Origin of the sequence: Nocardia tenerifensis NBRC 101015 (assembly GCF_000308715.1) — a bacterium.
Classification (GTDB): domain Bacteria; phylum Actinomycetota; class Actinomycetes; order Mycobacteriales; family Mycobacteriaceae; genus Nocardia; species Nocardia tenerifensis.
On record NZ_BAGH01000615.1, the window covers coordinates 17128 to 40663 of the forward strand.

The following is a 23536-nucleotide window of genomic DNA, read 5'->3' on the forward strand; positions in this document are numbered from 1 at the left end:
TCAGCCACCGCCCCCTCGCGCGGGGTGCCGTACAGCGGCAAGATCGGCCGCCGGGTCCGTTGGGTGATCGTCCTCGATGCCGATCACGGTGGCGACGAACAGCTCCGGCGCGTCGAGCCGGGCTCGACTGCGCCGCAGCAATTCCGCTACTACCCAAGCGATTTCGGCTTGCTCAGCGGAGATGCGCGAGATCACCAGATCCACGGCGCCGTTGACGAGTTCGCGGCGCAATCGCGCCGGACGGATCTGATGCCCGGCCACAGCTGTCACCACGCTCGCGCGGACCGCCTCGGGCATGCCTGGATCCCAGGCGAATCCGGCGTTGCGGCGCAACGGAAACTTCCCCACCGGATCGTCGGTGTCGGCGGCGTTCTCGTCGTTTCGCCCCGCCTCCGCGCGCCGAGCCATGCGTTGCTCGACGTTCTTGCGGGTGGTATCCGGCAACCATTCGAGGTTCAGTGCGCGGTCGAGGTAGCGCGGGTAGCCGCGGCCGGCGAACTGCGCGCACAGACGCTGCTGGACAGCGGGAGTGATGATTTCGGCTCGACGGTGATGTAAGGCGGACCGCTCCACATCGGCTCGGCGCGCCCACTCGGCGAGCAGCGTCCACGCTCGGTCCCTGGCGAACCGTTCGCCCAGCGTGACCGCTTCGGTGAAGCGCGCCTCGAACTCACGGGTGCTGAGCGGGAGCCTCGACGGCTGATCCTCCTCGTCCTCTTGGTCGAAAATCAGCTCGTCGCCCAGCCGGGCGCAGACGACACCGTCGCGAACGGCCGCGAACAGCGCAGACCATTCCGGCCAGCCGAAGATCTCACCGACGATCAGCTGTCGCACCGAATCCGTCAGGCCGGCTTGCCCGTTCACCCGCACCGTGCGCGGATCAGCGAGCTCGAGGGTGCTTCGATCGGCCAAGTGCGCCAACGAGTTTCGTACCGATTCCACCAGGGACTCCACGACGTCGCGCTGTGCGCGGGTCTCGTCGTTCTCCCGCGGTCCGTGCAGCCGTAGGGCGTCGATCAAACGCTGCTGCGTGGTTTCGAGGCGATCCGCTTGCCGGAGCAGCTGTGCGCGGCGAATGCGCAATCCATGGGTTTGCACGTGGCGTTCGACGCCGTCGCGGATGCGACGCACGCCGCCGTCGTCGGCGTACGCGGTGAGCGCGGGCGCCAGCACACTGCCCGGATCGTCGACGACGAGCCGGCCGACGATCCTCGACCACGACGCGCCGTTGTCGAGCGCGCGCGGAATATGTTCGGCCAGACTCCGTTCGGCGGCGAATTCAGGAGAGTAACGGCCGCGATCGGCAAACCGACGATCCAGGGCGGCGATACCCAGCATCGCGGAGTGGAAATGAATCCGCTCATCGCGATCGGAGCCGAGCAACTGCCGTGCGCTGCTCAGCACCGCGGCCAGCACGCCGCCGGTCAATTGACTATCCGACAGTCGCGCCGACGGACCTGTCGCAAGATCCGAACTGATCGAATGGGGGAGTTGGTCGAAGCGTCCGATGCCGACGAGCACGCTGTCGTGAATGTCCTCGGGCGCTCGGTCGAGCATATCGAGAATGGTCATGGCGGCGGCGTCGCTGACTCGCTGCCCGTGCAGCAGGACGAAGATCGTGGTCACGTCGGCGAGTTCGCGGCGAGCGAGGCCGCGATCGCGTATTTCCGAGACATCGGCGCCCAGGCCTGGAAAGTCCAGCAGCGCGAGCGCATTGTGCCCGCACAGGGCGGTGAGGTCCCAAATGTGCGTCGGCACCGCGATATCCAGTACGACCCGGCGTATCAGCGGAAGCGTCGCACGGAGCGAACTCGCATCGACCTCTCCTGTTTGCCTGCGGTCGCGGATGGTCCCGCGGAACCAATCGGGGAACACCGTGGGATCCGCCACGGGCGCGGGCAAACTCAGTGCTGCCCGGAAGACGTCCGCACCGATCGGTTTCGACCAGCCCAACGCCCAGGGGGCGGTGAGCACCGCGCCGCCGACGCGCAGCAGTTCCCGCACGGCGAGGCGAATCGACGGGCTGCGCGTCGGCCACGCGTTAGTTCTTGCCCAGGAACCGAATTCGCGCCAGAAGTCCGCCGTGGGCAAGCCGCGCATTCGGTGCAGTGCGGCGAGCGTCTCGGGAATCATGCCCGCGGATGCACAGCGCGAGGTCAACTCGTCGAGCATGGTGGCGACACAGGCCGAGACTTCGTCGTGGCTCAGATATTGCAGAGCGGCTCGGGTGATCAGCGTCGGATCGCCCTCTCGCCCCTGACGCAATTGCAGAACAGTGACGTTCGCGGTCGTCGGATCATCGCTCACCGGAAGCAGGTCCGGTGCGCCGAGGAGCAGGCCGAGCAGCAAAGACTTGCCCGCAGAGTACGTTCCCACCATACCCACGGTGATCGGTTCGTCCGCCAACGCGATCAGCTTGTCCGCCTCGCGGACAAGGGTGTCACGGACCTCGTCGATCACCGGTTCGGGGGAAGGCTCGCGGCGACATCGCGCAGTTTCGCGGCGTATTCACGTAGATCGTTCAGTTCCTCGATGAGATGCGTTCTCGCGCGCCCTGATTCATCGCTGCCAACGGAATCATCGACCCCTTCGGCCATTCCAGTCCCTCCGACACAGCCCGAATCGGCGCCCGAGCCAGGTCGAGCGTCCACCGATTCTGCGGCGCCGACGGTATGTCGATATCGCCCCGCCGCATTACTTCGGCGGGCACCGCTTTTCAGAAGGCAGACGAGCGTCGCGCGCTACGCATGGTCGGGTGTGAGTTCAGTTCGCCTGCCGAAATTTACGAATCACAGTGTTCCACGGGGAAAGCTCGCGGAGGTATCCGTCGAATGATGTACAGCGGGCCGCCCGAGCCGAAGATCGCCCTTTTCCACGAAATCGCCGTTCCAGCACTCTCATTCGCCGCTATGCGCAGACCGGATACTTCACGCCGGTCAGCCGTTCGGACTCCTCCACAGTCGAGCTTGCCGGTGTCGGTCGTGCGACATGGTGCTCGACCGCACGCGGTCCGGATGGCCTCGTATTTCGAAAAGGATTGAAGGCCCGTAGTATTCACCGCCTACCGCGCTCGGATCGGCGGCCGCGCGCAGCATCGGCAGCGCTCCGAGGGCGGGTGTGCGTCCGAGTAGTCGGGCGATCGCGAGATTCGGCAATCGGGATGCCGCCGGCGAGTACCGGAAGATGTCGGTGTGCGCGCCGCCGGGATGGGCGGCCAGTGCCGCGGCGGAGGTCTCGGTGAGGCAGCGATCGAGCTCGAAAGGATGACGACCGTGGTCCGCTTCGCCGAGCGCGCGAAGCGGGACGCTTTCAGGCGAGGGCGGGCACCTATGCGAACCCCCGCAGGTGCAGGCACACCTCATCGATCGCTTGCTTTGCCTGCGCGAACATCTCGACCTCGGTGAAGAAGCCGTGAAAGACGCCCGGGTACCTGGTCAGCGAGACCGGAACACCGTTGTGCCGCAACCGTTCCGCGTAAGCCTCGGCGTCGTCGCGTAGGGGGTCGACCTCCGCGGTCACGATCAGGGCGGGCGGTAGACCGCGCAGTGACTCGGCGCGCATGGGGGCCGCGAGGTGGTCGCCCCCTGGGTGCCCCGCGCCGACGTACTGCTCCCAGCACCAGCGCGCGTCCGCGGCGCTGAGCAGCGGCGCGTCGGCGAACTCCGACCACGACGGTGCGGTGAATGTGTCGTCCACGGCGGGGTAGGCGAGCACCTGTGTCACGGGCAGGGGGTCGCCGGCGTCACGTCGGTATAGGCACAGAGCGGCGGCGAGGTTGCCGCCCGCGGAGTCGCCGCCGACCGCGATCCGATCCGGGTCGATACCCAGCTCCGGCCCTTTCCGTGTCAGCCACGCGAAGGCGTCGACGCAGTCTTCGAGCGCCGCGGGGTAAGGGTTCTCCGGAGCCAGGCGATAGTCCAGGGACACGACCGTCCAGCCCGATCCCGCGGCGATCGCGCGGCACAGGGCGTCGGCTCCGTCCAGGGTGCCCAGGACGAAACCGCCACCGTGCAGGTAGATCAGGGTGGGTGCGCCGCAGGCGGGTACGGCGCTGCCCGCGCGGTACAGGCGCGCCCGGATCGCGCCCGCACGCGTCGGCACGGTCAGTTGCCCGACATGCTCCAGAGGCGTGCTCGGCTCGCCGGGTGGAGAGGTGTTCAGCAATGCCCGAGCCTGCTCCGCACCCAGTTCGCGCAGGGGTTTCGGCACTAGCTGGCTGATCATCCGGGCTACGGCCGCAGCCTGGTCATCGAGCAGACTCCGCCAGGCGGGAGCGTCGTCGTTCATGGGAAATCCTCGCAATTCGTTGACATGAAGTGATCTGTGCCTCACGATCATAGTCATCTGACTAAGACATATGACTACGAATGGATCCATTCGGGGATCGACTGCCGACGGTGTACCGCGCACACGATCTCGTCGAATCGAAAGGACAAGAAGAGATGACCGAAACGACGATCGGCCCCGCGACGCGCGCGGCCGACGCGGTCGGCGGGGTCGACATCCGGATCGAGGACGACGCGAGTCCGATCGTCCGGCTGATCGGCCGGACCCTCGCGGATTCCTTGCGCGCCAACGGGTTAGACTCGGGAACGGGGGTTCCGGAGGGCACGGTCGCCGTGCGCTCCCACGACACGCCGCAGTCCGCCACGATAACGATCGCCGACGGTGTCATCGCGGTATCGAGCGGGGTATTCGCCGAGTCCGACCTCACCATGACCATCGACCTGAACGCGCGGTGCGCGCCGGTCGGCGAGCCCACTGGCGCAAGCGATCTCGCAGCTGCGGTGCGGGCTCTGCTGTCGCCGCCGCTGCCGGATTGGCGGGTCGCGGCGGAGACGTTCTGGGCCGCGGCCCGAGCGGTGCCGGGCATCCCCGACGTGCTCGTCGCGATCACGGAGGGCCCCGACGGTGTGGCCCAGCACGTGGTCGGCGCGGGCGAGACCCACTATGTGATCGCGGGTCCCCCGGACTTGCTGGCCGGCGTCTTCTCGGGCGCCGACGATCTGATCGCCGCTCTGTCCACCGGCCTCGTCGGCGTGCGCGGCACGCTCTCACAGCTGTCGGTGCTGGTCGCCGCGTCCTGGAAGGTTCGATACGATGTCTGAAACCGCTACCACCGCAACGGATCTCCCGGCCGGCGTGCACACTGTCCGGCTCGAGGCCACCAACCACGAGGGCTGTTTCCTCGGCAAGAACATCGCGCCCAAGAAGTTCTCCGCGAGTGCGGGTTCGGGTTTCGCCATGGCCGATCTGCTTTTCGGCCTCGACCTGGGCAACGCGCCGACCTTCGGGTTCCCCTTCCCCGACTGGCGCGGACACGTCTCCGACGTACAGTTCCGGCCCGACATGTCGACGCTCGTGCAGTGGGAACCGGGCCTGCAGTCGGTGATCGGTGACTACTGGCAGGCGGACGGCGCCCCGATCGGGATCTGCCCACGCAACCTGACCCGTAAGTTGGTCGACCGACTCGCCGCGCGCGGTTTTACCGCCACCATCGCGGTCGAGATCGAGGCGACGCTGTTCCGGGAGTCCATTCACGAGGCCCGGGCCAAGGGCTACCGCGAGCTGACTCCGCTCGGCGGTTCCGCGGGCACCGCGTACCACCTCGCCAAGTCGAAGGACTGGGTCGACTACATGTCGGCGGTGGTCCGGCGCCTCGACGAGATCGGCATCGAGTGGGAGGCGTGGAGCGACGAGGACGCGGCGGGCCAGGTCGAACTCAATCTGGTTCCGGGCGAGCCGATCTCGGTGTGCGACAACTGGGCCCGGACCCGGCAGGTGATGCGCGAGGTGGCCTTCGAGCTCGGCCGCACCGTCACCTTCATGGCCAAACCGACCGCGGGATACGGCCAGGCCTCACACGTCAACCTGTCTCTGCGGCGCGACGGGGTCAACGCCTTCTACGCCCCGGACGGGGCGTCGCCGACGATGCGCCACGCCGTCGGCGGGCTCCTCGCGACGATGCGGGGCGCGACGTCGGTCATGCTTCCGCAGATCACCTCCTATCGCCGGCTGGTCGATCTGAGCGGCCCGCCGACCACGGTCACCTGGGGCATCGCCAACAAGAGCACCGCCGTGCGGGCGGTGTGCGGGCACCCGGCCTACGCCCGGCTCGAGTACCGCCTGCCCGGCGCCGACGCGAACCTGTACCTCGCGGTCGCGACCATCCTCGCCGGGGTGATCGCCGGCCTCGACGGCGAGATCGAGCCGCCGGAGCCGGTCAGCGACCTGGCCTGGTGTGTGCCCGATCTGGAGCGGTTGCCGGACACGATCACCAAGGCGGCCACCGCGCTGGCGGCCGATCCGATCCTGCGCGAGCAGCTCGGCGACGAGTTCGTCGACTACTGGGTCGGCACGCGGCGGTGGGAGTGGATGCAGTTCCACACCACCGGCGGCGACCCATTCGCGGAGTTGTCCGAGTGGGAGTCGGCTCGATACTTCGAATTCCCGTGACGGCCGGGCACGCGACGCCGGGCACCGTCCGGCCGTTGATCGGCACCACCGGCCGGCGGGTTCGGCTGGGGCTGGTCGAGGGGTTGGACAAGCGTTACGGTCATCTGTTCGCGGACACCTTCATGTCCGACTTCTCGGAGCGAATCGCCAGGGCCGGGGGAGTTCCGGTGAACCTGCCCTACGACGCCGATCCGGAGGTGCTGTGCCACCGGTTGTCCGGCGTGGTCATCACCGGCGGCCAGGATGTGCACCCCGCGTGCTGGGGTGGGGATCCGGCGGTGGTCCGGGATGTCGATCCTCGGGATGATCCGATGGTCCACGACGTCGAACGCGACTACTTCGAGATCGCGCTCGTGCGTGCCGCCCTGGACCGGCGTGTCCCGGTCCTCGGGGTATGCCGCGGTCTGCAGATCCTGAATGTCGCGCTCGGCGGCACCCTGATCCCGCATCTGCCGCCGGGATCCGTCGAGCATCTGTCGGCGTCGTCGCCGCTGTTCGACGGCGCCGACGACCATGCGGTGACGTTCGAGCCCGGTTCGATCGCCCGGCGGATCTTCGGCGCGAGCGCGGTGACCAACTCATGGCACCATCAGGCGGTGGACCGCTGCGGCGCCGGTCTGGTGGTCACCGGGCGCACAGCCGACGGTGTCGTCGAGGCGGTCGAACTGCCGGGGTCGCCGGTGCTCGGTGTGCAGTGGCATCCGGAGTGGATGGAGCGCGAGGATCCGGCGTTCGACTGGCTTGTCACCGAGGGGAGCAGGCGGATCTGATCCGGGCAGACCCGCGGGCCACCATCGAAAGGTGTTGGCCCGCAGGTCTTCCGGTCAAATCAATGACTCACCCATGACATGAGCGACCGCGCCGTTTGTTCCGATGTGGGCGCCGGGGCCTTGGCTTCGGGGGTGAGATTGAGGGTCATCCAGGCGTCGAGCGTGCTCACGCTGAGCTCGATCTGCCGCTGCGCCTCGGTGCGATCGGTGAACACCAGGTAGTTGAGTGCGAACCCGTCGGACAGCGTGGTCACGATGTAGGTCAGCGCCTCGATGGTGTTCGAGTCGATGGGTTGGCCCGCACCGGTCGAGGCGGTCTCGAGGATCGTCCGCACGGTCGCGAACGCTTCCTCGTAGACCATCTCGGCCTGCTTGTCCTCCTGGCGTCGGGCCCAGCTGATCAGCTCGATGATCGCCGCGCCGAGGTCCGGGTTCGCCAGATACCACTCCAGCACGCCGCGCAGCAGAGCCCGCGCGCTCGTCTGCAGGTCGCCGTGAACGTCGTTGCGGGTCAACACGTCTCGATACAGACCGGCGACATACTCGAAGACGGCCGCGAACAGGACCTCCTTCGTGGCGAAGCAGTAGTGCAGCGTGGCCAGCGGAGCGTTCGCCTCCTGCGCGATGCGCCGGGTCGTCGCGCCGTCCACCCCGTGGGCCGCGATCATGCGCACCGCCGCGGCCACGAGGTCGGCACGGCGCTCGGCGGAGGGAATGCGACCCATGCGTCACTCCTGTCGGATTTGAACGGTTGATCAAGTCAACCTGAACACTACCAGCCGTGTCGTCGCGTTATGGGCTGTCGTTTCGTCGAAGTTTCTATGAAGTTAGTCATTTGCCTTGATCAAATGACTATGTCGCGTTACCTTATGAAGGAAATCACATGCCGGCCCCGCGGCCGTGCCGCCCATCGCGCACAGGCGTCAGCGTTCACCCGGCTCGCCGCCGCCCGAGAACATTCCGAAGAGGACCTCGTGATCCAAGTCGACCCCGGACGTGCGATCGAACTCGATCGCCTGGCCATGGACCCGCCGATCAATACGCTCGTCGGCCTCCTGGCGCATCAGGCCGCGCGGTCTCCCGACCGTGAGTTCCTGCGTTTCGCGGAAGGGTCGTGGACCTTCGGCGAGATCGATTGCTGGACTTCACGTCTCGCGCGGCGACTGATCGCCGAGGACGGCGTGCGCCCCGGTGATCGGGTCGCGATCATGCTGCCCAATGTGGTGGAGTGGCCGGTCGCCTGGCTGTCGATCCTCGCGGCGGGCGGGGTCGCGGTGCCGGTGAACTCCTCCTATCGGCGGGCGGATCTGGAGTTCGTGCTCCGGGACTCCGGAGCGCGGGTGCTGATCACCGACGCCGCGCACGCGCCGCTCGTCGACGAGGTGCGCGCCGCGAACGAGGATCTGGCCGAGGTCCGGGTCGTCGAGGCCACGCCGCTCGGCGAACTCACGCGCTACCCGGCGGACCGGCCCGCGGTCGCCGTCGCGGGCGATACCCTCGCCAATCTCCAATACACCTCGGGGACGACCGGATTCCCCAAGGCATGCATGTTGACCCATGACTACTGGACCCGGCTGGGCTGGGTCTGCGCCAGCGCGACCGGCCTCGGCCCCGACGACGTGGCCCTCACCGCGCAGCCGTTCTCCTATATGGATCCGCAGTGGAACACCGCGCTGTGCCTGACGATCGGCGCGCCGCTGGTGGTGCTACCCCGGTTCTCCGCCTCGGGTTTCATGGCACACGTCCGCGAGCACCGGGCCACGTTCTGCTATGTGCTCGGCTCGATGCCGACCCTGCTGTTCAAGCAGCCGCCCAGCCCGCGAGACCGCGACAACGATTTGCGCATCGTGCTGTGCTCGGCCATCCCCGCCGCGCTGCACGCACAGCTCGAGCAACGGTGGGGCGCCCCCTGGCGGGAGATCTTCGGGATGACCGAGAGCGGAGTCGACCTGGTCAGCCTGCCCGAGAACACCGCCGATGTCGGCAGCGGCCGGCTCGGACAGCCGATACCCACCAAGCGGATTCGGGTGGTCGACCCGCAAGGCGAGGACGTCCCCGAGGGAGAACCCGGCGAGCTCATCACCTCCGGCGAACCGATGATGCTCGGCTACTGGAACCGGCCCGACGACACCGCGCGGGTGCTCCGCGACGGCTGGCTGCACACCGGTGATCTCGCCGTCCGGGAGGCGGGCGGCTATCGCCTGGTGGGCCGGATCAAGGACATGGTCCGGCGCGGCGGCGAGAACATCGCCTGCGCCGAGGTCGAACGGGTGCTGGAGCGCGACGACAGCGTCGTCGCGACGGCGGTCGTCGGCGTGCCGGACGAGCTGTTCGGCGAGGAGGTCAAAGCCTTCGTGCAGCCGGCGGCCGGCGTCGAAGCGAGCCGCGCGACCGCGCAGCGAATCATCAATGGTGCGCGAGATCAGTTGGCGCGCTTCAAAATTCCACGTTACGTGGAGTTCGTCGCCGATTTCCCGCGCACCCCCTCTGAACGGGTGTCCAAGCCCGCGCTGCGGGCGCGCGCGGCCGAGCATCCCGGCCTCACCTACGACCTGCGACCGCCGCGTGACATCGGCTGAGGACCCGGAGATGACCGACAACCACCTGAACGTGCGCCTCGACGAGGACGTCGCGGTGCTCACCCTGAACCACCCCGCGAAGCTGAACGTGCTCGACGTGGCCACCCGGGTACTGCTCGCGCAGACCATCCGCCGGTTCGGCGCGGGTGAGCGCGTGCGCGGGATCGTCCTCACGGGCGCGGGCCGGGCGTTCTCCGCCGGTGAGGACCTGCGGGCCCTGCCGACCACCTACGACGAGATCCGCGAGGCCTTCGCGACCTTTCACGACATCACCCGCGCGATTCTCGAGACGAGAATCCCCGTGGTCGCGGCCGTGAACGGGATCGCGGTCGGCGGCGCCTCGGAGATCACGCTGTGTTGCGACGCACGGATCGGCAGCCCCGCCGCCGAGTACTTCCAACCGGAGAACCACCGCGGAATCGTCATCTCGAACGCCGCGAGCCTCCTGATGGGCCGGCTGGTCCGCAACCACGCTATGCGAATCATTCTGGGCGCGAACAGGGTTGGCGCGGACGAGGCACTTCGGATTGGACTGCTCGACGAGATCGTCGCGCCGGAGACGCTGGTGTGCCGGGCGGTCGAGGTAGTTCGCCAGTGGAACGCCGATCCCCGCGTCACCGCACTACACCTAGGTCTGCTGCGACCGCGCCTCGAAGACGTCGAGTCCGCGTTCGCCCGCGAAGACGACGCCGCCCGGCGGTCCTGGGAGTCCGGCGCCTTCAGCGAGGGCATCGAGGGCTTCTGGACATCGAAGAACGCGGGGCCGCCGGCGCCCGCGCAGAGCAATCGAGATCGGAGACGAGAATGATCACCACGGAGGCGGCGATTCTCACCGCGCTGAACGAACCGCTGGAATTCACCGAGATCCAGGTCGACGATCCGGAGCCGGGTGAGGTTCGCGTGGCCGTCTCGAATGTCGGTCTCTGCCACAGCGATCTGCACTACATGACCGGAACCGTGCACACCGATCTGCCCGTGGTGGTGGGGCACGAGGTGGCCGGGGTCGTCGAGTCGGTCGGGTCCGCGGTGACCTCGTTGCGTCCGGGCGATCGTGTGGTCGGCGCCCTCACGCCGTCGTGCGGGCTGTGCCGCAACTGCCAGGTCGGACAACCGACCCAGTGCCGGCGTGTCGCTCAGATCCGGCAGCGACCTCGGGCCGCCTTTCAACTGCCCGACGGCCAGGTCGTGGATCGGCTGGGTGACATCGGCGCGTTCTCCCGCCACACCCTGATGCGGGAGAACGCGCTGGTCAAGCTGCCCGACAAGGTGGGACTGCAGGTGGGCTGCCTGCTCTCGTGCTGCGTCATCACCGGCATCGGCGCCGTGTTCCGCGGCGCGCGGGTGCGACCCGGCGCCACGGTTGCCGTAATCGGTTGCGGCGGTGTGGGTTCAGCCGTCATTCAGGGTGCGCGGCTGGCCGGCGCGTCGGCGATCGTCGCCGTGGATCTCGACGAAGCCCGGCTCGCCGCGGCGCGGACCTACGGTGCCACCCACGTCGTGCACGGCGCGGCCGATGTCGCGACCGAGATCGCGGACCTGCTCGGCGACGGCGTGGACTACGCCTTCGAGGCCGTCGGCTCCGCGCGGACCGCCGCCACCGCGCTGTCGGTCGTGCGAGCCGCGGGCACCGCGTGCCTCGTCGGCATCGCACCCGACGGGACCGAGCTGAGTCTCCCGGCCGCCGACTTCTTCTTCGGCGAGAAGCGCCTGATCGGCTCGTACATGGGCTCGGGTCAGGCGCGCGAGGACATCGCCCAGTTCGCCCGGCTGTACCTGCAGGGCCGCCTGCTGCTCGACGAGATGGTCAGCGACGTGATCCCGTTCCGGGCGATCGACAAGGGCTTCGAGGCGATGAAGTCGGGCCGGGTGACCCGCATCGTCGCCGACCTCACCGTGTGATCCCTGAGCGCCGAAGGAAGCCACCGATGACGAATCCGCAACTGCCCCAACCGATCAACTACATCGCCGGCGAATGGTCCGAGTGCGCGACCATTCCCGATGCCTGGAATCTCGACCCCAACACCGGGCAGCCCGTGCACCGCGCGGTCACGACCCGGCCCGCGGAGGTGGAGCGCGCGCTGCGCCATGCCGAGCTGTCTTACGACCTCGAACACTGGGACGACGCCGCGCGCGAGGAACGCGCCGCCGTCATCGAGCGGGCGGCCGACGTCGTCGAGTCGCGCATCGCGGACATCGCCCGCACCGATGCCCTCACCAGCGGCGTCCCGATCGCGAAGGCACGAGTGGTCGCGCAGTTCCTGCCGCACCGAATCCGTTCTGCCGCTGCGGAACTGCGCACGATCCCGCGTCGCACCGCGTTGGCCGCCGGGGGCCGTGATGTGCGACTGTACAAGGTCCCGTGGGGGCCCGCGGCCATCCTCACCCCGTGGAACGGCCCCAGTTTCATCCCCGCCGCGAAGGTGGTGAGTGCGTTGGCCGCCGGGTGTCCGGTCGTCCTCAAACCCTCCGAGCACGCGCCGAGCAGCGCGCAGATCATCGTCGAGTGCTTCGTCGACGCCGGATTGCCCGGCGGCGCACTGCAACTCGTGCATGGCGCGGGTGATGTGGGCGCGGCGATCACCGGCGATCCCCGGGTGAAGGTCGTCTCCTTCACCGGCGGCCCGCACGCGGGCCGCGCGATCGCCCGCGCGGCCGCCGCCGACTTCAAGGTGCTCCAGCTCGAACTCGGCGGCAACAATCCGGCCCTCGTGCTGGACGACGCCGACATCGACCTGGCCGCCGAGGGAATCCTCGACGGGATGACCAAGCTCAACGGTCAGTGGTGTGAGGGACCCGGAAAAGTGCTGGCGCACAACAGCATTGTCGGCGCGCTCCGCGAGGCGCTGCTGGATCGCATCGCCCGGATCCAGGTCGGGCACTCGCTGGACGAGCACACCCAGCTCGGCCCGATCTCCAACGCACCGCACTTCGCCACGCTGCACAACCGCATCGACGAGCTGCGAGCCAACGGCGCGATGATCCACCAGCCCGCGAAACTTCCCGACCTCGACGGGTTCTTCCTCTCGCCCACGGTCGCCTCGGGGATCGACGCGTCGATGGCGACCGCGGAGCTGTTCGGGCCGGTCGTCAGCCTGCACGCCGTGGCGTCCGACGAGGACGCCCTGCGCGTGGCCAACGCCCACCCGTCGGGCCTCGACGCCTACGTGTTCGGCGGCGACCTGGACCGCGCCATCGACATCGGCTCCCGGGTGCTGGCGGGAGAGGTGCGCGTGAACGGCGCCAAGGTCGCCGACCTCGCCGACGGTTCGGCGCAAAGCTTCTGGGGCCCTGCCGGAATCGGCGGTCACGGCCCCGGCGAGTCCGTGCGGGTGTTCTGCGGCGACCGCGTGGTCGGCGTCGACTCTCCCGAGCTTCCCCTGTGACAACCCACCTTCGACGAAAGCGGCAATCGCCATGAACTCCACCTCCACCGCGGACACCGGGATCGTCGACGTCATCGGCGTCGGCGCGGGCTTCAGCGGCCTCTACCTCGCGCACCGGCTCACCAGTGCCGGATGGACCTTCGCCGGTTTCGAGGCCGGGCCGAGCGTCGGCGGTACCTGGTTCTGGAACACCTATCCGGGCGCGCGCTGCGATGTCGAGAGCATCTACTACTCGTACTCGTTCGACGAGGCGCTGCAGCAGGAGTGGACCTGGAGCCAGCGGTTCGCACCGCAGGCCGAGATCCTGAGCTATCTCGAGCACGTCGCCGACCGCTTCGACCTGCGCAGGCACTTCACGTTCAACACCCGCGTGACCGGCGCGGCGTGGAACGCGACCGACCGATTGTGGGAAGTGCGGCTGGACGACGGCAGTGCCAGGCGCGGCCGCTACCTGATCTCCGGCGCGGGCGGCCTGTCCACCCCCAAGGACTTCGACGTGCCCGGCCTCGCGAACTTCGCCGGCCTGCGGGTGTCCACCAGCCGGTGGAACATCTCCCTCGACGACCTCGCGGGCAAGCGCGTCGCCGTGATCGGCACGGGATCCTCGGGCGTGCAGGCGATCCCACTGATCGCGGAGGTCGCCGAGCGGCTCACGGTGTTCCAGCGCACCCCCAACTACGTGATGCCCGCGCGCAACGCCGAGCTCCCCCCGGAACGGGTCGCCGCCGTCAAGAACGACTACGTGGCGATCCGCGAGGAGTGCAGGCACTCACCCGGCGGTATCCCCGACCGCCCCGTCACCGACAACGCCTTCGACGTCTCGGCCGAGGAGCGTCGGCGGCGCTACGAGCAGGCCTACGAGCGCAGCGGCTTCCAGGGCGTCGGCGCCGAGTTCGCCGACCTGCTCATCGATCCCGAGGCGAACCGGACCGCGTCCGAATTCATCCACGACAAGATCCGGGAGATCGTCGATGATCCGGCCACCGCGGAACTGCTGGTGCCCAAATACCATCCGCTCGGCGCCAAACGCAGCTGCTTCGGAACCGACTACTACGAAACCTACAACCGGCCGAACGTGTCGCTGGTATCGCTGCGCGACGAGCCGATCGAGACGATGACCGAGAACGCGATCGTCACCGCGAAAGGCGCCTACGAAATGGACGCCGTGGTGCTGGCGATCGGGTTCGACGCGTTCACCGGCCCGCTGTACGGGCTGAATCTCACCGGCGCGTCCGGTAAGAAGCTGCAGGAGGTCTGGCACGACGGCATTCGGTCCTACCTCGGGATGATGGTCGCGGACTTCCCGAACTTCTTCATGGTCGGCGGCCCGCTGAGCCCCGCGTTGGTGAGCAATGTGGTGGTGACGATCGAGCAGGCCGTCGACTGGATCGCCGATCTGCTCGAGCATGCCCGCGAGACCGGTGCCACGCTGGTCGAGGCCACCGCCGAGGCGCAGAGCGAATGGGTGGACATCACCGAGCGGACCGTCGCGCCCACCCTGTTCGCCACAACGGACTCCTGGTACCGCGGCTCCAACATCGAGGGCAAACCCAACACCTTCATGGGCTACGTGGGTGGCGTCGGTAAGTACCGCCGCATGTGCACCGAGCTCGCCAAGCGCGGCTACCCGGGCGTCGAGATCGACGGCGAAGCGCAGTCCCGCACCCTCGGCCCTATTCACGAGGAGATCTCATGAACAAGGCGGTCCATCGGCGCTACGTCGCGTTCTCCGACGCGCACTACGCGGGCAACCTCGTTGACGGCGCCTACGCCCTGAAGCTCTTCGGCGACGTCGGCACGAATCTGTCGATCGAGCTGGACGGCCACGAGGGCCTGTTCGCCGGCTACTCGTCCGTCGAATTCCTCGCTCCGGTCCGGGGAGGTGATGTCGTAGAGGCCGAGGCGACTCTGGTGCGGAAGGGAAACCGAAGCCGCACAGTCGATTTCGAACTGCGGGTGCTGTGTCGTGGCTCCGATGCCACCGGACGCGCGCAGGTCCTGCAACCACCCCTGATCGCGGTGCGCGCTCGCGGCACCGCGGTCATTCCCGTCGACGAAACGGAGTGATCACGATGGAACTGCTTTATGACACCGGGTGGGCGGAGCAACCCGCCACCGTGGAACAGCCACTGCGCGGCGACATCGACTGCGACGTGGTCGTGATCGGCGGTGGGGGCGGTGGCATGTCGGCCGCTCTCCGCCTCGCCGAGCGTGGGGTAGACGTGGTGCTGCTCGAGGCGAAAACCCTTGGCTGGGGCGCTACTTCGCGCAATGCCGGATATCTCACGAACTCGGTCGCCGCCGATCCGGAGGTGCTCGGGCTGCTGCTGAAGCGCGAGCGGTTGCGCGAGCTGTACCGGTACGCCGAGAACGCGGTGCACTTCGCCGAGGACGCTCTGTCGAGGCACGGGATCGACTGCGACTATGAGCGGACCGGCATCGTGATGGCGGCCGTGTCCAAGGGGCAGTTGCGCCACGCACGACGCAATGCGAAGGTCCTGGCCGAGGCCGGGGCCGCGGGCGAGTTCATCGAGGGTCCCGAGGCCGGGCTGCCGGAGGGCTTCCTCGGCGGCATCCGCGAGGGGGTCGGCGGGACGCTCAACCCGGGCAAGTTCGTCCTCGGCCTGCGGGACGCGACGATCGCGGCGGGTGTGCGCGTCTACGAGTGCACCCCGGCACGCGACGTCGTCGACACCGGAGACGGGGTCGTCGTAAACACCCCGGGCGGAAAGGTGAAGAGCCGCAAGGCATTGCTCACCACCAACGCCGCGAGCAGTGGACTGTCCAGCGCGCCCCGGCACCTCGCCACCCCGGTGTGGACGTCGCTGGTCGAGACCGAGCCCATCGCGCCCGAGCGGCTCGACGAGATCGGCTGGACGAGCCGCGCGCCGCTGGTCACACTGCACATGATCCTCGAGAGCTACCGCGTAACCCCGCGCGGGACAATTGCTTTCGGCACCCGCCGGATACAGGCGGGTCGTAATCCGTTGCCGGATCGCACGCCCGCGCCGAACGTCGTCGACGATCTCGTCCGCGGGTTCCGCGACCGCTTCCCGGGCCTGCGCGACGTCGAGCCGGTGCGCGCCTGGGGCGGTTGGATAGGAATGAGCTCGACGTGGCTTCCCGTTGCGGGGGAGGCCTCCGACAACGTGCTCTACTCGCTGGCCTGCAACGGCCACGGTTTCGCCCAGGCGCAGTATGTCGGCCACCTGTTGGCCGAACACGTCACGGGCGCACCGCTGCACGCGGACCTCGCGGCGATCTGGCACGGCCGCAAGCGATTTCGGCCCAGCTTCGTCAGCGGCCCCGCGCTGTACGCGGGTTGGCTCGCCGATCGCGCCGCCGACCGCCTGGCCGCGCTCACGACATCCGAAAGTCGAATCACCTCATCGCCGGTCGGCTGATGTACCCCTCGAGGAGAAGACCATGTCCATCAGAGAACTGCTTTTCGCGGTCGCGGACATCTGGATGCTCGCCGTCGGTTTCACCTACGGCATAAAATTCATCCGTCACCACAAGAATTACCTGCTCGGCATCGAGTGGATCATCGTCGCTACGTCGGGGACGAACTTTCTGATCTACGGCCTGCTTAAGGCGGGTCACGACAGTCCGATGTACGGCTTCGCCTTCTTCCTGGACGCCTTCTCCCGCTCCGTCGGTATCACGTTGATCCTGGTTTTGGGCCTGATGCAGGTCACCCACCGGTACAAGCCGTCGGTGGCGGTGGACGTCGGCGCCTTCGCGCTCGCGGGCGTGGTCGGCTTCGCCCTCAGCACCTACGCGGAGCAGATCGGCACCCCAGGCAAGGTTTTCTACATCGTCGTCAACGTGCTCACCACGATCTTCCTGCTGTATTTCGTCAAGCGGCTGTGGGAGGTCGGCGAGCGCGGGCACGCGGTGTGGTCGGCCGCCGCCACGGCCTGTGGCTTCGTCATCGCCGCGATCTACGACTTCGTCCATATACCGGCCGACGACGCGGAGCACACGATCTTCTACATCTTCGCGCTCTCCACGTGGGGCCTGCAGATGTTCACGTACTACCGCGCTTATCGCGCGTTCGACGCCTGCAACAAGCGCGCCGAGGCGCATGCCGTCGGCCGTGACGCCGTCGCGACGTGAGCCCTTCACCCATCTCGAGTCGAGGAGTAGAGATGACAACGCACGATATTCGGGAAGAGAGCACCGACGTGGTCGTCGTCGGCGCCGGAATGGCGGGCCTGACGGCCGCGACCACGCTCGCGCCGCACACCGGCGTGATCGTCCTCGAGTCCGCCGATCGCACGGGCGGCCGGGTCGAGACCGTCCGCCGCGGCGACTACTGGGTCAACCTCGGCACCCAATTCACCGAGGGCACCGGCACTTTGATCGACGCCCTGGGCCGGCACGGCATCGAGATGGGCTCGCTCGCGGGCAAGAGCGTCGCGCTGCACCTGAACGGCGGGACGGTCGACACGGCGAACCCGTTCGAGCTCATGTTCCGCACCCGGATGTCGATGCTGGATCGTCTCGGCATGGCCGTCGTCGGCGCGCGCATCCTCGCGGTCACCCCGTTCCTCGAATCGCAAAGTCGTGTCGCCCAACGGATTCGGGCCCGGCTCGACACCAAGCTCGCGTCCTATGTGCTGAAAGGTGTCCGGTCGGAGCTGGTCCACACCGTCATCCGGTCGTGGTCGGCGCAGTGGATGGGGTGTGAGGTGGAGGAGACGGCCGCGACACAGTTCGTCACCTCGGTCGGCATAGCGCTGGCCGACCCGGAGAAGGTTCCCAACTTCTCGCTGCCCGCCGGGGGCAACCAGACACTGACCGATGTGCTGACCGAGGATCTCGGCTCCCGGATCCGGCTGAACTCGGTGGTTCAGTCGGTGCGGGACGACGGCGCCGGTGTGGTCGTCGATTATCTCGACGGTGATCGGCCGGTGCGGTTGCGCGCGAAGCGCGCGATCGTGACCACACCCGCCGACGTCGCCGAGCGAATCATCCCCGACCTCCCGCAACGGTACCGAAACGCGTTCAACGACATCACCTACGGCCGATATGTCGTGGTCGGCTTCTTCACCGATGAAGTCGGGCCGCAACGCTGGGACGACTACTTCGGCATATCCACCCCGCAGCTGTCGTTCCAGGCCGTGTTCAACCACGCCGCCGCGCTGCGCACCGGCAGCGACCGCGAACCGGGCGGCGCGCTGGCCTGTTTCGCGGGCGGCGCGCAAGCCGACGCGTTGCTGGACCTACCCGACGACGAGATCGTGTCGCGGTTCACCGACGACCTGGTCACCGTGCTGCCCGAGCTGAAAGGCAAACTGGGGCAGGGCATCCTGCGCCGACACCACCGAGTCGTCCCCTTCTGGGCGCCCGGGCGGCGCCGATCGCTCCCGACGCTGCGCGATCCGCTCGCCAACATCCACCTCGCCGGCGACTACCAACTCGACATGCCGTCCCTCGCCGACGCCGCCACCTCGGGCGAACGATCCGCGCTGGCTGTGCTGGCGAGCCTGGGGCGGTCGCGATAGGGCTGCGGCGTTGCGACCAGGCAGTTGTCCGATTCGGTCCACCCGATCGGCGGCCCGATTACGATCGAAGTCGGTTTCCGTGGCGTCGGATGGACAGGAGGTCAGGCAATGTTCGGTACGAAATGCGCGCTGGTCGCGGTCGCTGGGGCCGCGACGACGATACTGTGCTCGATCCCGGTGAACGCCGCCCCCGAGGACGAGTTCATCACGTTGAACTCCGTGGTCACGGCGTTGCCGGACGGTTTGCAGGCCACCGGCGTCTATCAGTGCGACGACGGTATCGGCTACCTCGACGTCACCGCGCAGATGGCGACGAACGGCAGCGGCACCATCTCGCTGGTCAGCTACCCGCCGGGTGTCACCCTGCAATGCACAGGCCGCGTCGAGACCTGGTCCGTCGTGCTGAGGCCGTCCAATGGGGTACCGGTACTCGTGCCCTACACGGAAGGCACCGGTACTGCGCAGCTGAACAGGAAGTACTGGAAGACGGATTCCGGACAGGTACCTCTGCATCTCTGATAGTCCGCTATCGGAGGACTTATTGGCAGCCGGGTGGGCATCGTTCGCGTTCATACCTGCCTGAGCGGGCAACGCCGCGCCTTCTGCACCAACGGATCGCTCTCCTGTATGGGAATGTCGCGATTCGGCCAGTCCGTCCACTGCTCGGCCTGCGGGGTGAGCGCGGCCAGTGAACTGGCGCGGCCGTCGACTGGTGCTTGTTGCGATAAAGACCGTCCCCGTTCAGGTTTCGGCGCGTTGGTGCCCAATCCCCATACCCCGTCGACGGTGGTGCCGTCCGGCACCTGGAAGCGCATGACGACGATGTAGTAGTCGTTGTAGGGCACCGACTGCCGAGACCTCGCGAACGGGTCTTCCACAGCCACCGCTGCCTGCGGCGTGATCGGCCCCGCCGCAGATCGGGTCGCGATCAGCGTTACGAGGCTTTCATCGACGGCAAGGCAATCATCGGGTTCGCGCACATCGCCGACGACGGCCACCACCAGGGCTACGGCAGCGACCGCCGCCACGACCAGTGCCATCGCCGCATAGATCGAGGTCCTCTTGGGGCTGTCCAACCCGTCTCCACCTCATCGTTCCTCGTCGTATCGGTCCTACCGAGATTATGCCGACAGGCCGAACCCGGGTTCCGATGTCGTACGCGTGCTCGCGAGCGCAGGCCGCCAGATTCTGCTCTCAATAGTTCTGCTACGACGCAACTTTCAGCGCAGCAAGTCGACTACGTCATCGAGTCGGGTGATCAGCAGAATGCCCATTGCCACGGCCGGAGCCGCGACCGCGACACCGGCCGGGGCGTAACTGTGTGTCTCGAGGGTGAGATCGGCCAGCAGTCCGGCGAGTGCGAGGACGCCGAGTGAGGCACTGCGCATTGCGTGGTGGACGCGGATCGGCGTGGTGGACGCGCCGAAGCAACGGCAGGGCGTCGTCGAACCGCGTCGCAGTGCACGCCCGAGCGCGACGGTGAAACATCCCAGCAGCAGCGCGGCCAGCACAAGGCCGATGCGGGCGGTCGGTTCGGCGATCAGCGCGCAGACGATCAGCGCCTCGGCCGTGAGCGTCGTCAGCGCCGCATACCGCGCCGTCGGATCGCCTACGCCCAGCAGCGCGCCCGTCGCCGCGGCGAACTCCGAATATGCTGTGCGGCTTCGTAATTTGCCGACAAGCGCCACGAGAAACACGCCCGCGAGCAGATACCGGCAGGACAGCACGGCGTAGCTCATTCGGCCCGGCCCGAGGTCCGGCAGACGAGTGTGCCGACGAGTCCGTCGACGCGGTACGGCCCCCAGTCGCGCGAGTCGCCGCCGAAAGGGTTGTCGCCGAACACGACAACCGAATCGCGCGGCACCAGGCCCGTCTCATCGGCGGGCGGAACATCGGCGGGCAGCGGGTCACCGGCAAGGGCGACAACGCGTTTCACGTGCCAGCCGGGACACTGCCACTGCGGCCCCTGGGCCGCCTCGGGCGCCATCAAGACGACGATCTGGCCGCGTCGCAGGGCGGCGGGGCCGCGGCGGCGGACCAGGATCCGGTCGCCGTCGCGCAGTGTCGGCTCCATGCTGGCGCCGGTGACGTTCACCAGGACCAATTTCCGCCGCGCGGCGAATATCGCGGCCAGTAGCGTGACGACCGCGCCCAGCGATCTCATATTCGTCTCCTGCAATTCTGTTGCCTCGATCGAAAGCATTATGGTTATGATCGGTCCGCCGCCGGACGGGCCGGCGAGTTATGAGGTGAAAAAGTGATCGGAATCGCACGCAGGGCCGGTGACAGATTGCTGGCGAAGTTCGTGCCGAAAATGGACGCATCCGCCTGCACCGCGCCGGAACGGGAATGCTGGTGCGATCACGACAACAACTATCCGTCGTATTGCTGCCAAGAATGCCGCTATTGCCCGGGAACCGGTTACACGTATGGTGGCTACGGCTGCCGCCAGGGCTGCCCCTGACCCAGCACACCCGGCCCGGCGGCGACGCCGGGCCGGGGTTCGTCAACCCGTGCCCGCGGTGGCGTAGCCCTCTGCCTGCAGCGTGAACATGTGGGCATACTGCCCGTTCAGCGCCATCAGCGACGCATGGGTGCCCTCCTCGGCGATCCGGCCCTCGTCCAGCACCAGAATCCGATCGGCGTCTCGCACCGCACCCAGCCGGTGCGAGACGAGCACACTCGTCCGGCCCGTCCGATGTGCCTCCAATCGCCGATGTATTCGATGCTCCGCCTCCGCGTCGAGACCGGAACCCGGCTCGTCCAATATCAATAGTTCGCGGTCGTCGCGCATCAATGTGCGGGCGATGGCGATGCGCTGCCATTGCCCGCCCGATAATGTCACGCCGTGCTTCGCGTCCTTCTTGTCCGTCTCCTTGAAGAATATTCGACTGAGCATCGTGTCATAACCGTGTGGCAGCGTCTCGATTTTCTCCGACACTCCGGCTTCGGCGGCAGCCCGTGCGATCCGGTCCCGATCGGAAAGCGCGGAAAGTTCCCCTATCCCGATATTCTCGGCCACCGTGAGGTCGTACTCCATGAAGTCCTGGAAAAGAACCCCCAGCCGACGCCGCAACTCCGTGATCGGAACATCGCGAATGTCCACACCGTCCCAGCGAATCGCGCCGCGCTCAGGCTCGTAGAACCGGCACAGCAGTTTGATCAGCGTGCTCTTACCCGCCCCGTTGCGCCCGACCAGCGCGACCGACTCACCGCACGTGATCCGCGCATCGAGCCCGCGCAGCACCCAGGGCTGCGACTCGTCATAGCGGAACCAGAGGTCGACGAGCTCGATGCCGGAGGTCAGCGTGGGCAGGATCGCGGGCAGTGCGGGCGCGGGCCGATCCGGCGGCATATTCACCACGCGCACATAGTGTTCCAGCTGCAGCAGCCCCCGATGCGCCCCGCTGATCTTGGTGACCAGACCGGACAGCGCAGCCTGGGTAGCCGCGACCGCGGTGACGAAGGCCGACACATCACCGATCGACAACCGCTCGCGGCTCGCCGCGTACACCGCCCACGCGAGCCCGCCCGCGCCGATCACACTGCCGAGCGCGGCCAGCGTGGCCTGCACCCGCAACTGCCGCCGATCGAGATCGCGCTGCGCGTGATTCGTCGCGACGATCGCCGAGAGCACCCGCTCCCGGAAGAAGTCCACGAGGCCGAAGAGCCGAATCTCCTTGACCGCCCGCACATCACTGTTGAGCGCGGACAGCTGGAACTGCCGCCGGCTCGACGCCGACATCGTGTCCAGCATCCCGGCGAACCGGCGCGACAGCGACAACTGCGCGAAGAACACCGGCACCGCCGACAGCACCAGGATCAGTGCCATGGCCGGCGCCAGCAGATACACCGTGGCGAGAAGGCCGGCCAGCGACACGAGATCGCGCACGGCGGAGAACAATCCGGTGGTCGCGGGCGCCACCGCGTTCGAGGTGCTCTGCTGCGCGGACCTGATGCGGTCGAGCAGCCGAGGATCCTCGAATCTCTCCAAACCCTGGAATTCGCCTACAGCCGTGAACAATCGGTCGTTCATGAGTAGATAAGCGCGTCGATTGGGTTCTGCCCGAACGTATTCGGCGACTCGCGGCTCACAGGCGCCGATCAGCCCCGCCACCGCCAGTACCGACACGGCGATCATCGGCTGTCGCGCAGGACCGTGCTCGGCGAGGCCGTCCATCATGAACTTGGTCGCCCACGTCACCGCCGAGGCCAGGAATCCGCCGATGAGCGTGAGCCCGACCTGAACGAGGGTGAGCCCCCGCCCCGTCGCCCAGCACAGCTGCCACGCGATGCGCAGCCGCGACCACACCGTCACGCGACGCCTGCGGCCAGCGCGGCGAGCGAGTGCCGCGCCGCCACGATCGTCCCGGACTCGTCCACCAGCAACAACTGTGGAAACGACCGCACACCCAACTCCGCGGCGAGGGCATCCCCGTCCGGCTCGGTGATCACGGTCGGCGCGTCACCGAGCGCGGTGAGCAGGCGCTGCCGCTCGCTCTCCGACGCGGACCCCAGCACCAGAATCGCCACCCGCTCGGCATCGGCGTGCCGCGCGAACTCCGCCGCCTGCTCCACGCACGGCGCGCAGCCCGCGGAGAAGAACGCCACAAGCCGAGTAGCTCCGCTCGCCCCGAACCGCGGCAGCCGCCGCCCGATCAGCTCATCCCGAACCGTCCCCGGCGCCGATAGCCGCGCCTCGTGAATTCGCAAGCGCCGCAACACCGCAAAGGTGAGCAGCAGATCGAGAACCACCAGGACGGCGAGCACGACGACAGCTGCGACAACGTAGGCCATGCGAAGCAGCGTCGGCCAATAGGTATGCGATGAACATCGGT

General features: G+C 67.8%; 22 protein-coding genes. 13 read left to right on the forward strand and 9 right to left on the reverse strand.

From position 1 onward, the window contains the following. From ON39_RS44995 to ON39_RS45000, 3 genes are all read right to left on the reverse strand, one after another. Complete coding sequence (locus ON39_RS44995; protein ID WP_040743533.1) at positions 1–2460, reverse strand: dynamin family protein; 2460 nt, start codon at positions 2458–2460, stop codon at positions 1–3. Beyond that, a complete protein-coding gene (locus tag ON39_RS49555; protein ID WP_157195670.1) occupies positions 2457–2597 on the reverse strand; it encodes a hypothetical protein in 141 nt (46 codons plus the stop codon). The genes ON39_RS44995 and ON39_RS49555 overlap by 4 nt, the downstream gene beginning before the upstream one ends. Before the next feature lie 730 nt (positions 2598–3327). After that, positions 3328–4287: an alpha/beta hydrolase gene (locus ON39_RS45000; protein ID WP_040743535.1), complete on the reverse strand. Its 960-nt coding sequence runs from the start codon at positions 4285–4287 to the stop codon at positions 3328–3330. 155 nt (positions 4288–4442) lie between these two features. Here ON39_RS45000 and ON39_RS45005 point away from each other — a divergent pair, with 155 nt between their 5' ends. Genes ON39_RS45005 through ON39_RS45015 form a run of 3 tightly spaced genes read left to right on the forward strand, consistent with a single transcriptional unit; the run spans position 4443 to position 7226 of the window. Next, positions 4443–5108, forward strand: coding sequence for a hypothetical protein (locus ON39_RS45005; RefSeq protein WP_040743658.1), 666 nt, complete (start codon positions 4443–4445; stop codon positions 5106–5108). Continuing rightward, the gene (locus ON39_RS45010; RefSeq protein WP_040743537.1) at positions 5101–6456 is read left to right on the forward strand and encodes a glutamine synthetase family protein; all 1356 of its coding nucleotides are present in this window, start codon (positions 5101–5103) and stop codon (positions 6454–6456) included. The genes ON39_RS45005 and ON39_RS45010 overlap by 8 nt, the downstream gene beginning before the upstream one ends. Beyond that, positions 6453–7226: a gamma-glutamyl-gamma-aminobutyrate hydrolase family protein gene (locus tag ON39_RS45015; RefSeq protein ID WP_040743540.1), complete on the forward strand. Its 774-nt coding sequence runs from the start codon at positions 6453–6455 to the stop codon at positions 7224–7226. The genes ON39_RS45010 and ON39_RS45015 overlap by 4 nt, the downstream gene beginning before the upstream one ends. Positions 7227–7285: 59 nt before the next feature. Here ON39_RS45015 and ON39_RS45020 read toward each other — a convergent pair whose 3' ends face one another. Then, positions 7286–7951, reverse strand: coding sequence for a TetR/AcrR family transcriptional regulator (locus tag ON39_RS45020; protein WP_040743542.1), 666 nt, complete (start codon positions 7949–7951; stop codon positions 7286–7288). Positions 7952–8200: 249 nt separating this feature from the next. Between ON39_RS45020 and ON39_RS45025 the strand changes: the two genes are divergently transcribed. The 10 genes from ON39_RS45025 (at position 8201) to ON39_RS45070 (ending at position 19217) form a co-directional block, all read left to right on the forward strand. Continuing rightward, positions 8201–9805 (forward strand): class I adenylate-forming enzyme family protein, encoded by a 1605-nt coding sequence (locus tag ON39_RS45025; RefSeq protein WP_040743659.1) that lies wholly within the window; start codon positions 8201–8203, stop codon positions 9803–9805. Between the two features lie 10 nt (positions 9806–9815). After that, complete coding sequence (locus ON39_RS45030; RefSeq protein WP_040743545.1) at positions 9816–10613, forward strand: enoyl-CoA hydratase/isomerase family protein; 798 nt, start codon at positions 9816–9818, stop codon at positions 10611–10613. Beyond that, on the forward strand, positions 10610–11704 hold the full coding sequence (locus ON39_RS45035; RefSeq protein ID WP_040743547.1) for a Zn-dependent alcohol dehydrogenase: 1095 nt from the start codon (positions 10610–10612) through the stop codon (positions 11702–11704). The genes ON39_RS45030 and ON39_RS45035 overlap by 4 nt, the downstream gene beginning before the upstream one ends. A gap of 26 nt (positions 11705–11730) precedes the next feature. Then, positions 11731–13188: an aldehyde dehydrogenase family protein gene (locus ON39_RS45040; protein ID WP_040743549.1), complete on the forward strand. Its 1458-nt coding sequence runs from the start codon at positions 11731–11733 to the stop codon at positions 13186–13188. Between the two features lie 31 nt (positions 13189–13219). Then, positions 13220–14884 carry a flavin-containing monooxygenase gene (locus ON39_RS45045; RefSeq protein ID WP_040743551.1) on the forward strand — a complete coding sequence of 555 codons (1665 nt, stop codon included), beginning with the start codon at positions 13220–13222 and terminating at the stop codon, positions 14882–14884. Next, positions 14881–15255 (forward strand): hotdog fold domain-containing protein, encoded by a 375-nt coding sequence (locus ON39_RS45050; RefSeq protein ID WP_040743555.1) that lies wholly within the window; start codon positions 14881–14883, stop codon positions 15253–15255. Before ON39_RS45045 ends, ON39_RS45050 begins: the two co-directional genes overlap by 4 nt. Positions 15256–15260: 5 nt before the next feature. Beyond that, positions 15261–16592 (forward strand): NAD(P)/FAD-dependent oxidoreductase, encoded by a 1332-nt coding sequence (locus tag ON39_RS45055; protein ID WP_051187974.1) that lies wholly within the window; start codon positions 15261–15263, stop codon positions 16590–16592. A gap of 22 nt (positions 16593–16614) precedes the next feature. Continuing rightward, entirely contained in the window at positions 16615–17307 is a 693-nt protein-coding gene (locus ON39_RS45060) for a hypothetical protein (protein WP_040743557.1), read from the forward strand. A gap of 32 nt (positions 17308–17339) precedes the next feature. After that, the gene (locus ON39_RS45065) at positions 17340–18698 is read left to right on the forward strand and encodes a flavin monoamine oxidase family protein (protein ID WP_040743559.1); all 1359 of its coding nucleotides are present in this window, start codon (positions 17340–17342) and stop codon (positions 18696–18698) included. A gap of 108 nt (positions 18699–18806) precedes the next feature. Next, complete coding sequence (locus ON39_RS45070; RefSeq protein ID WP_040743561.1) at positions 18807–19217, forward strand: hypothetical protein; 411 nt, start codon at positions 18807–18809, stop codon at positions 19215–19217. A gap of 50 nt (positions 19218–19267) precedes the next feature. Here the strand turns inward: ON39_RS45070 and ON39_RS45075 are convergent, their stop codons facing one another. From ON39_RS45075 to ON39_RS45095, 5 genes are all read right to left on the reverse strand, one after another. Continuing rightward, on the reverse strand, positions 19268–19774 hold the full coding sequence (locus tag ON39_RS45075; protein ID WP_040743563.1) for a hypothetical protein: 507 nt from the start codon (positions 19772–19774) through the stop codon (positions 19268–19270). A 144-nt stretch (positions 19775–19918) separates the two neighbouring features. Continuing rightward, the gene (locus ON39_RS46660; RefSeq protein ID WP_051187955.1) at positions 19919–20437 is read right to left on the reverse strand and encodes a MauE/DoxX family redox-associated membrane protein; all 519 of its coding nucleotides are present in this window, start codon (positions 20435–20437) and stop codon (positions 19919–19921) included. Next, positions 20434–20862, reverse strand: coding sequence for a S26 family signal peptidase (locus ON39_RS45085; protein WP_040743565.1), 429 nt, complete (start codon positions 20860–20862; stop codon positions 20434–20436). The genes ON39_RS46660 and ON39_RS45085 overlap by 4 nt, the downstream gene beginning before the upstream one ends. Positions 20863–21204: 342 nt before the next feature. Continuing rightward, positions 21205–23016 (reverse strand): ABC transporter ATP-binding protein, encoded by a 1812-nt coding sequence (locus ON39_RS45090; RefSeq protein WP_083895115.1) that lies wholly within the window; start codon positions 23014–23016, stop codon positions 21205–21207. Beyond that, positions 23013–23495 (reverse strand): TlpA family protein disulfide reductase, encoded by a 483-nt coding sequence (locus ON39_RS45095; RefSeq protein WP_040743566.1) that lies wholly within the window; start codon positions 23493–23495, stop codon positions 23013–23015. The genes ON39_RS45090 and ON39_RS45095 overlap by 4 nt, the downstream gene beginning before the upstream one ends. Positions 23496–23536 lie beyond the last annotated feature (41 nt).